Consider the following 8,746-nt stretch of genomic DNA (forward strand, 5'->3'; position numbering starts at 1 on the left):
GGGAGCGCGTGCTGGAACGCCTGCTGCGCCTGTTTCCCCAGGCCGATATCTTTACCCACGTATATAACCCGGCAGCCGTTTCGGACACGATCCGCCGCCACAAGGTAACAACCAGCTTCATCCAGCATCTGCCCGGCGCACGGCGGCATTACCAAAGCTATCTGCCGCTCATGCCCATGGCGCTCGAGCAGTTGGACATGCGTGGCTACGACCTGGTGATCAGCAGCGAAAGCGGGCCGGCCAAGGGCGTGATCACGGCGCCCGATGCCTTGCATCTCAGCTATGTGCACTCGCCCATGCGCTATCTGTGGGACCATTATCACGACTATCGCGATGCCGCCGGGATCGTCAGCCGCACGATGATGCCGCTGCTGTGCCATCGCCTGCGAGCCTGGGATGCCAGCTCGGCCGCGCGGGTGGATCGCATCGTGGCCAATTCGCGCTTTATCCAGCGGCGCATTGCCAAGGCTTGGCGGCGCGAGGCGGACGTGGTGCATCCCCCGGTAGAGATCGACCTGTTCGATCGCGCCGATGCGGTGGGGCCGGCCTATCTCTGGGTAGGGCAGATGGTGCCCTACAAGCGGCCCGACCTGGCGATCGATGCGTTCAATGCGCTGGGCCTGCCGCTGGTGATGGTGGGCGATGGGCCGCTGGCCGCGGCCATGCGCCGCCGCGCCGGGCCCAACATCACCATCCTGCCGCGCCTGCCCTTCCCCGCGCTGCGCCGTGCCTATGCGCAGTGCCGTGCGCTAGTGTTTCCGGCCGAAGAGGATTTCGGCATCGTGCCAGTGGAGGTGATCGCCTCGGGCCGGCCCGTGCTCGCCTATGCCGGGGGCGGCGCGCTCGACAGTGTGACGCAAGACCTTACCGGCCAGTTCTTTGCCAGCCAAAGCGTAGAATCGCTCATCGCCGGGGTAGAAGCGATGGAAGCCTGGCTGCCGCATTTCGATCCAGCCGCCGCCATGGCCGATGCCCGCCGCTTTGCGCCTGACCGGTTCGACCGGGGTCTGTTGCACGCGCTGGAATAGAGCACCGCGCCCTAGCGCTATCGTACTTGCTTAATCGTCTGCCACCTTTCGCCCAGGGGATGCCCATGGCCACGCGTGTTGCTCCAGACCTGATCGCCAGTGATGCCCCGGCCTTGCCACTTCACGCAGATGCCATGCCAGAGGACTTGGCAACGGCGCCCCATGCCGCTGCGGTTGCGCCGCCAAGACACGATACCAGCGGCCGACTGGCGCGCTGGATCACCGCGCTCCAGCCGCGCAATCGCCTGGCCACGCTGGCCACGCGACTGGCATTGCGGCGGCGCGGCATAGTGCCCGGGCACCGTTTTTTCGTGCACGGCCATCGTCCGCGCCTGATCGGCAAGGGCCATATCCGCATCGGGGCGCGGGTCAACCTGCGTGGTGACGTCGCGCCGGTGCGGATCGAGGTGGCACGCGGCGCGGTGGTCACGTTGGCGGATCGCGCCTTTCTCAACACCGGGGTGCAGGTGATCTGCCACAGCGCGATCGAGATCGGCCCCCATTGCCGCATCGGCCCCGATTGCGTGCTGTGCGACACCAACCACCACCCGGTGCACCAGGGCGATAAAGTGCGCGTGGCGCCGATCCGGCTGGGCCGCAATGTGTGGCTGGGGCGCGGGGTGATCGTGCTGCCGGGCGTGACCATCGGCGATCATGCCGTGGTCGCTGCCGGCGCAGTGGTGACCCAGGATATTCCCGCCGCGCAGGTGTGGCGCGGCAACCCTGCCAGCTTTGCCAAGGCGGTGCGCTGCGCGCCCGATTTCATCCGGCCATGATGGCGCCGTTCCCTTCCGTTTCTATCGTCCTGCTTGTGCGGAGCCTGCGATGCAATTGACCTTCATCGGCGCGATCCAGGTGCTGTTGGGCCTCAGCCTGTTCCTTGCCGGATCGATCGAGGCGATGTTCGCATTCCTCTTGGTCTCGACGCTGTTTGGCGGCTCGGCGGCGATCGTGCTGCCGATGCTGGGCGGGTCGTCGATCCCGCCGGTGCAGTTTGCCCTGGTGTTCATGGCGCTGCGCCTACTGGTGCCCGGCGCGGGCAATGGCATGGCGGTGGGCCAGGCGGCGCGGGCCAATATCTGGCTGGCGACGTTCATCCTCTATGGCGCGGTGCTGGCATTTATCGGCCCGCGCCTGTTCGCCGGGCAGATTGACGTGACCCCAATGCGCGGCAAGGTGGAGGCGCGCTATATCTCCATGCGCGCCTATATCTACTCCACCCGCCCATTGAGCTTTTCGACCCAGAACATCACCACCACGGTCTATCTGGTTGGCACCCTGCTGACCGCGATTGCCGCGCACGTGGTGTGCAGCAAGGAGCGCGGGCGCCGCGTGTTCGTGCGGACGATGGCGATCGCCGGGCTGGTCCACGGCCTGATCGGCTTTCTCAGCGTGGCGGCCAAGGGCACGCCGGTGGACACCGTGCTCGCCCTGTTCCGCAACGGATCCTATGCCCAGCTCGATCACAGCTATCGCGGGTTCGTGCGCATGGCCGGGCTGTGGCCAGAGGCATCGGGCTTTGCCTGGTTTGGGATCAACTGGTTCGTGTTCCTGTTCGAATGCTGGATGCGTCGGGTAGACAGCCGCTATACCGGACCGGCGGCCTTCGTGCTGGCAGCGGCGCTGCTGTGCAGTACTGCAACCACGGCTTATGTCGGCCTGGGCATCTATAGCGCGCTGGTGCTGGGGCGCAGCTTGCTGCTGCCGGGCGCGATGCCGGCCGATCGCGCCCTGATCATTGCCGGCGCGGGCCTGGCCATGATCGTGTTGATCACCGGGCTGATGATCGCCCACCCGGTTCTGGTCAACGATGCCACGGAACTGCTGCGCCACATGACGGTGGACAAGGGCCAATCGCTATCTGGCGAACAGCGCGGGTTCTGGGCTTGGCAGGGTTGGCATGCCTTTGTCGCTACACATGGCATCGGCATTGGGCCGGGCAGCTTCCGCTCGTCCAGCCTGGCAACCGCCGTGCTCGGCTGCACCGGCCTGATCGGCGCGACGGCGATGATCGTGCACATGGTCAGCGCGTTCAAACCGACGCGGCTGTCCACCTATGTCCCCTCGCCCGACATGGCGCTGTCGACCGGCGCGGCCTGCGCCTGGGCGGCAGTGGTCGATGCCGTGGTCGCCTCGCTGTCCTCTCCCACCTGCGACCCGGGAACGGACTTTGCCGTCCTCACCGGCGCCGCCTTGGCCCTGCGCCCGATCGTGCCCCGCCTGACCCCATGGCGCGGCCCGGTGCGCCGCCTGCCGCCCTTGCAGCTTTCCCCCGCGATGGCGCTGGGCAGCGCCATGCCCGAGCCGGCATTTTCTACACAGCCGGCGGAGTGAGGGGTATCGGCTTAGCGGGCGGAATTAACGGCGCAGCCGGCGAGCGCTGTGCCCGGCGATCGCCATACAAGGCGCAGAAGGCGGCGCGATCGAATGATGGCTTGGCAAACACAGGTCGCAGCGCACCACCGCGCGCGGGGTTGGCGGATAAATCCCAGCGACTGTTTGCGCCCAGTTGCGGTCGTAGGTCAGGCAACTTAGAGTCAGTCATGATCGAACTCGATGACCCACGCTGGCTGACGCTTACACACGCTTACGGGAACGCAGCCGACATTCCAGAACTGCTTCGCCAACTCGCACACGCGACAGGCCCGAAAACCGGATACGACAGCGAGCCGTGGTTCACGCTCTGGTCGAGCCTCTGCCACCAAGGCGATGTGTATGATGCGTCCTACGCGGCGCTACCGCATATCATCGAGATCGCCTGTAACGCGACTGGACCCATAGATGCCAGCTTTTTCCAGTTACCCGCCGCGATCGAAATCGCAAAAAGTAGCGAAAAAGGCCCTCCCGTTCCGTCTGATCTCGCTCAGGCTTATCGCGGTGCCGTTTCACGCTTGGCCCAGTGCGTCGTGAAATACCTTCAACAAGATTGGGACGAGCTAACGCTCTTATCCGCCATGTCCGCAATAGCGGTTGCCAAGGGGCACCATCGCGTTGCCGAGGCCGTAATGACCCTCGATGATGATCTGATTAGGAAGCTGATCAATCTTGATTTCGGCGATATGTGACTGTCCGCTCCCCCTATCTCAGCCGATCCGGGCACGGCTGCGGTTGAGCGATTTGCACATGACAGGCTTCGCAACTTGGGCTGCTTGACGTCCGTGAAATTCACACGAAGCCACGAAGACACAAAGGCAGATCACAAGAGGCTTCTTCGTGCCTTCGTGGCTTCGTGGCTTCGTGTGAAATCATTCCGACGCCGAGAAAACCACAAGCTGGCTGAGCAAGCGGCGATTCTCTCGCGTTAAGTAAGCGCGCATCTTCAAGCAGGCCCCCGGATCAAGTCCGGGGGACGAGGAAATATAAATTAAGTGAAAATTTATTGTCACCCCGGACTTGATCCGGGGTCCATCTTCCTTTCTTGCGCGATGTGTGGATAATCGGTCGATCAACTTCAGCTATATGCTGCGATTTCCCAAGCCGCACAGCCTACCCGCACCTCACGCACCCAGCGCCTTAACCGAAACCGGCTGCGCTTGCGCCGATCCCATTCCGCCGGGCGCTGCCTCGGCCGCTGGATCGGGCACTTCGGCGCGGCCCACGCGCATGGTGCGGGCGGGGACGCGGAACAGGCCGCGACGGGCGGCGGCTTCGCCCAGATCCTCGCGCGAGGTCAGGCTGACCAGCCAGGGGGCGGTCAACAGGCCCAGCGTGATCGGCGAGAGCCACAGCGCGGTGACGGGATCGAGCCAGACGGTGGCGGCAAACGCCAGGCCGAGCAGGATATGGTCGCGCATTGCCGGCAGGATCGCGCGCACGGCAATGGCCTGGGCATCGCGGTTCTGCGCGTTCCATTGCGAGGGAATGCCGAGCAGCAGCCCGAGCAATGCCTTGATCTGCAAGAGCATCGACACCGGCGCAAACAGGGTGGACAGCACCAGTTCGACAAGGACGGAGCGGAGCGCGCGCCACGGCCCGCCAAAGGCTGCGCAGCGCCGTGCGTCGGCGAGGATCCACACCAGGCCCATCACCTTTGGCCCGAACAGCAGCAGCACGGTAAGCGCCAGCACGCCCGGCGGCACGGTCATCAGCACGTTGCCTTCGATTCCGCCGCCAATGCGCGCCATGGCCACCTGGGCAATCGTGGCGAGCAGCAGCAGCAGCCAGCCCGGCGAGGTAAGATAAGCAGAGGCGCCGATCAGCAGGTGCAAGCGGCTGGTGCTCGCGAGGCCCGAGGCGCCGATCAGCCGCAAATGCTGGAGATTGCCCTGCATCCAGCGGCGATCGCGCAGCGCATGATCGACGATGGTGGGCGGATATTCTTCATAACTGCCACCGATCATCACCATGTGCACGGCCCAGCCGCGCCGCCGCAGCAGCGCGGATTCGACCATATCGTGGCTGAGGATATGACCGCCGAACGGCGGCTTGCCCGGCAGATCGGGTAGGCCACAGCTTTCGGCAAAGGCGCGGGTGCGCACGATGGCGTTGTGGCCCCAGAAATTGGCCTCTGCCCCGCTCCACCACAGCAGCCCGGCCGATGCGATCGGGCCATAGGCCTCGCTGGCAAACTGCATCCAGCGCTGGAACAGAGTGCGCGCATTGGTGATCATCGGCACGGTCTGGAGCAGGCCGATCGAAGGCCGCGCCTCCATCAGCGAGGCCAGGCCAACGATAGCGGCGCCGGTCATCACGCTATCGGCATCGAGCACGAGCATGTTTTCATAAGCGGCGCCAAAGCGGCGGACCCATTCGGCAATGTTGCCGGGCTTGCGCGCGGTATTTTCCTCGCGGCGGCGATAATAGATGGCGATCGGCGCCCGCGCGGCCAGTTCGGCCCAGGCTGCCTCCTCGCGCTTGCCATGCAACGCGCTGGAATCGCTGAGCACGAAGAAATCGATCCACGGCGCCCCGCCCGACCGATCGATGGCATAGGCCATCGCCTCTACCCGGGCGAACACCGCGTCGACGTCTTCGTTGTAGACCGGCATCAGCACGGCGGTGCGATGGGCCAGGCTGGCAGCGGGCGATGGCACCGGCACGAAGCCGGGATGCGCGCCACTGATCAGCTGGATGAAGCCGATGGTCGAGCTGACAAAGCCGAACGCCACCCAGCTGAACAGCGGCACGAAGAACACGAGCAGCGCCACCTCGATGGCATTGAGGCCATCGCGCGAAAAGGCGACGCGCACCTCGCTCGACGCAGCAAGGCCCAACACCGCCGTCAGCGCGACGAGCAGCCAGCGCTTGACCAGCAGGCCGTGAGGGCGCGTTTCCACTTCGCGCCGTGCCGGGGCATTGCCGAACAGGCGCTGCACCGGCATGTCGAGCGGCGCTTCGGCCGGGAGCAGCGGCGGCTGGCCACCTGGCGCAGCGCGGTCCGTCATGGCTGGATCGCCTTGATCACGGTTTCGCTGAGCGCGCCGCCGCCGCGTTTCAAGAACAGGCGAAATTCACGCGCGGCGAGCCCCTGCGTCTTGATATCGAGCGTGACGCGCCATTGCTTGTCGCGCCCGGCGACCGGGCCAACCGCCTTGTGCAGCACGGCCTCTGCCGGCAGGTCCAGCTCGGCCGTGACACCGCTGCTGCGGTTAAGGCCTTCAAGAGAATCGCCCTGGAAATCGAGGACATAGCGCGTGGCACCTGGGATCGGATCACCGCCCGGCACGCCGCCCGGCCCGGCAAACACCTTGATGCAGCGGGCATTGGCATTGGCGGCCAGATCGCGGTTGGTCCAGGTCAGCCGATAGGCAAAATCCTGGCGCTGGCCGGCCTTGGCCGGCCAATCGCTGAGCCAGAAAGCCGCCACATTGTCGACGTTTTCCGAGATCGTCGAAAAGGCATAGAGCACAACCGCACCCGCGCCCCAATCACCCTGCGGCTCTACCCACAAAGATGGCCGGCGATCGTAGAAGGCCAGGTCATCCTGATAGTGATCGAACGCCTGATCCCGCTGGACCAGGGCAAAGCCACGCAGGGAGTTGGCGCGAAAGGTGTTGGTGCGCGGCTCTGGCGGGTTTTCCAGCGGGCGCCAGATGCGCTCACCATCGGCCATCCAGATGGCCAAGCCGTCGGAATCGTGCACTTCGGGCCGCCAGTCGCGGCGATCCATCTTGGTCGCCTCGTCAAAGCAGAACATGCTGGTCATCGGCGCGATGCCTAGCCGCGCCACGTCCTTGCGCAGGAACAGGGCCGATTTCACCTCTTGCACCACGCCCGCCTCGGTCTGGCGGGTATCGAAGGCATAGGCCCCAGTCAGCGACGGCCCCTCAAGCAGGGCATGGATCACGAGGCGCTGGCGCCCTTCCGGCCCGCCCAGATCCTCGATCCAGAACGCGGTAAATTCGGGAAATTCCTCCGCCCCGGGCATTGTGCCGGTATCGACGGCAATGCCCCGCGCCGAAAGGCCGTACTGGTCTTTCTCGCCCGCCGCGCGGAAATAGGATGCGCCCAGGAACGCCAGCCAATCGCCATGGCCATCGGCATGCATCACGCGAAAGCCGGCGGGATCGACATTCTGCGCCGCGCCGAACAATCCTTGCGTGTTGATCAGCGGGCGCGCCTGCCCGGCCGAGACCACGTTGATGCCCACGGCAAAGGGCGCGGTTTCCAGCCGGGTGGGAAACAGGCGCACGTGGCCCGGCAGGCTTTGTGCCTCGCCATAGGTCAGCCGCGCGGCATCATCGAATGTCGGCGCGGCCCGGCGCGAGGCGGTGCGGGCCGCATAGGGGCGGCGCGCGGACGCCTGAGCGCGGGCCACCAGAATATCCCATGAAAATGGCTGGGCCGGGCCGAAATTGCCCGCCGCGCCCTGGGCCAAAAGCCGCGCCGGCAGCGCCGCCAGGCCTGCCAGGGTAAGCGCCATCGTGGCAAAACCGCGGCGCGACACAGCCGCGCCGGCAGCGGTATCAGAAGGGTTGGAAGGATCGATCATGCCTGCCTAACGCAGCCCCCGTCGTTCGGTTTCGGAGGAAAGCCAGCGCGTTCCACGGCCTGCCCCGCCTGGGTTTCGTCCTGTCACGGCTTGGACGGGCCAGCGCGCCGCCCGATGATCACCTGAACACCGGGCTCCAGCCCGCTCGCCAAGATCTCGGTGCGCTTGCCGTCACTGGCGCCCGTGGCCACCGCCACCTGGCGCGGTTCGTTGTCGTCTGACAGGATATAGACCGTGCTGCGGCGCGGCGGCACGCCATCGGGCGTAAAGCCCAGCGCGGCATTGGGCACGAGCAGCACCTTTTCGCGCGCAGGCAGGTCGATTTCCACGGTGGCGGCCATGCCCGGGCGCAACTGCACCATGGCGCCATCGCCAGCGGCCGGCGGATCGAGCGCGAAGACCGCCAAGCGATCGAGGCCGCGTGTATCGTCGGTGGGATCGATCCGCACAAGCCGCGCGGTGCGCACCTTGTCGGCCATGCCGGCCAGCAAAACATGGGCGCGGGCATTGGTGGCCAGCCGCTGGGCATCGGCCGTCGGCAGCGGCACCGTCACCACCAGGCGATCGAGCCCGGTGGCAAGCGACAGAAGTGGCGTGCCTGGCGCCACCAGTTGCCCCGGCGCCACCGCGCGCGAGACAACCACGCCATCGAACGGCGCGCGGATCGTGCCATCGGCCAGTTGCCGGCGCGCCAGGACTTCATCGTTGCGCGCCTTGGCCAGGGCCGCCGTGGCACTGGCAAGAGCCGCTGCCGTGCGCGAAAGTTCGGCGCGGGCGCCGTCCATTT

At 66.0% G+C, this 8,746-nt stretch carries 7 protein-coding genes; 4 read left to right on the forward strand and 3 right to left on the reverse strand.

Translation table 11 applies throughout. From position 1 onward, the window contains the following. The 4 genes from H926_RS26880 to H926_RS0110620 form a co-directional block, all read left to right on the forward strand. On the forward strand, positions 1–1,028 hold a 1,028-nt coding region (locus H926_RS26880; protein ID WP_237741015.1), incomplete at its 5' end, for a glycosyltransferase. Between the two features lie 65 nt (positions 1,029–1,093). Beyond that, positions 1,094–1,804, forward strand: a complete 711-nt coding sequence (locus H926_RS35490; protein WP_022676272.1) for a DapH/DapD/GlmU-related protein — start codon at positions 1,094–1,096, stop codon at positions 1,802–1,804. A gap of 49 nt (positions 1,805–1,853) precedes the next feature. Further along, complete coding sequence (locus tag H926_RS26890) at positions 1,854–3,362, forward strand: hypothetical protein (RefSeq protein ID WP_022676273.1); 1,509 nt, start codon at positions 1,854–1,856, stop codon at positions 3,360–3,362. A 209-nt stretch (positions 3,363–3,571) separates the two neighbouring features. Then, positions 3,572–4,093, forward strand: a complete 522-nt coding sequence (locus H926_RS0110620) for a hypothetical protein (RefSeq protein ID WP_022676274.1) — start codon at positions 3,572–3,574, stop codon at positions 4,091–4,093. A gap of 432 nt (positions 4,094–4,525) precedes the next feature. On the opposite strand, the gene mdoH is transcribed toward H926_RS0110620, so the two are convergent. The 3 genes from mdoH to H926_RS0110635 form a co-directional block, all read right to left on the reverse strand. Next, entirely contained in the window at positions 4,526–6,412 is a 1,887-nt protein-coding gene (mdoH, locus tag H926_RS26895; RefSeq protein ID WP_022676275.1) for a glucans biosynthesis glucosyltransferase MdoH, read from the reverse strand. Beyond that, positions 6,409–7,959: a glucan biosynthesis protein gene (locus H926_RS0110630; protein WP_022676276.1), complete on the reverse strand. Its 1,551-nt coding sequence runs from the start codon at positions 7,957–7,959 to the stop codon at positions 6,409–6,411. The genes mdoH and H926_RS0110630 overlap by 4 nt, the downstream gene beginning before the upstream one ends. Before the next feature lie 83 nt (positions 7,960–8,042). Beyond that, positions 8,043–8,746: efflux RND transporter periplasmic adaptor subunit (locus H926_RS0110635; protein ID WP_028657857.1), on the reverse strand; the 704-nt coding region annotated here is incomplete at its 5' end.

It is taken from the genome of Novosphingobium sp. B-7, from assembly GCF_000410615.1.
GTDB lineage: Bacteria > Pseudomonadota > Alphaproteobacteria > Sphingomonadales > Sphingomonadaceae > Novosphingobium > Novosphingobium capsulatum.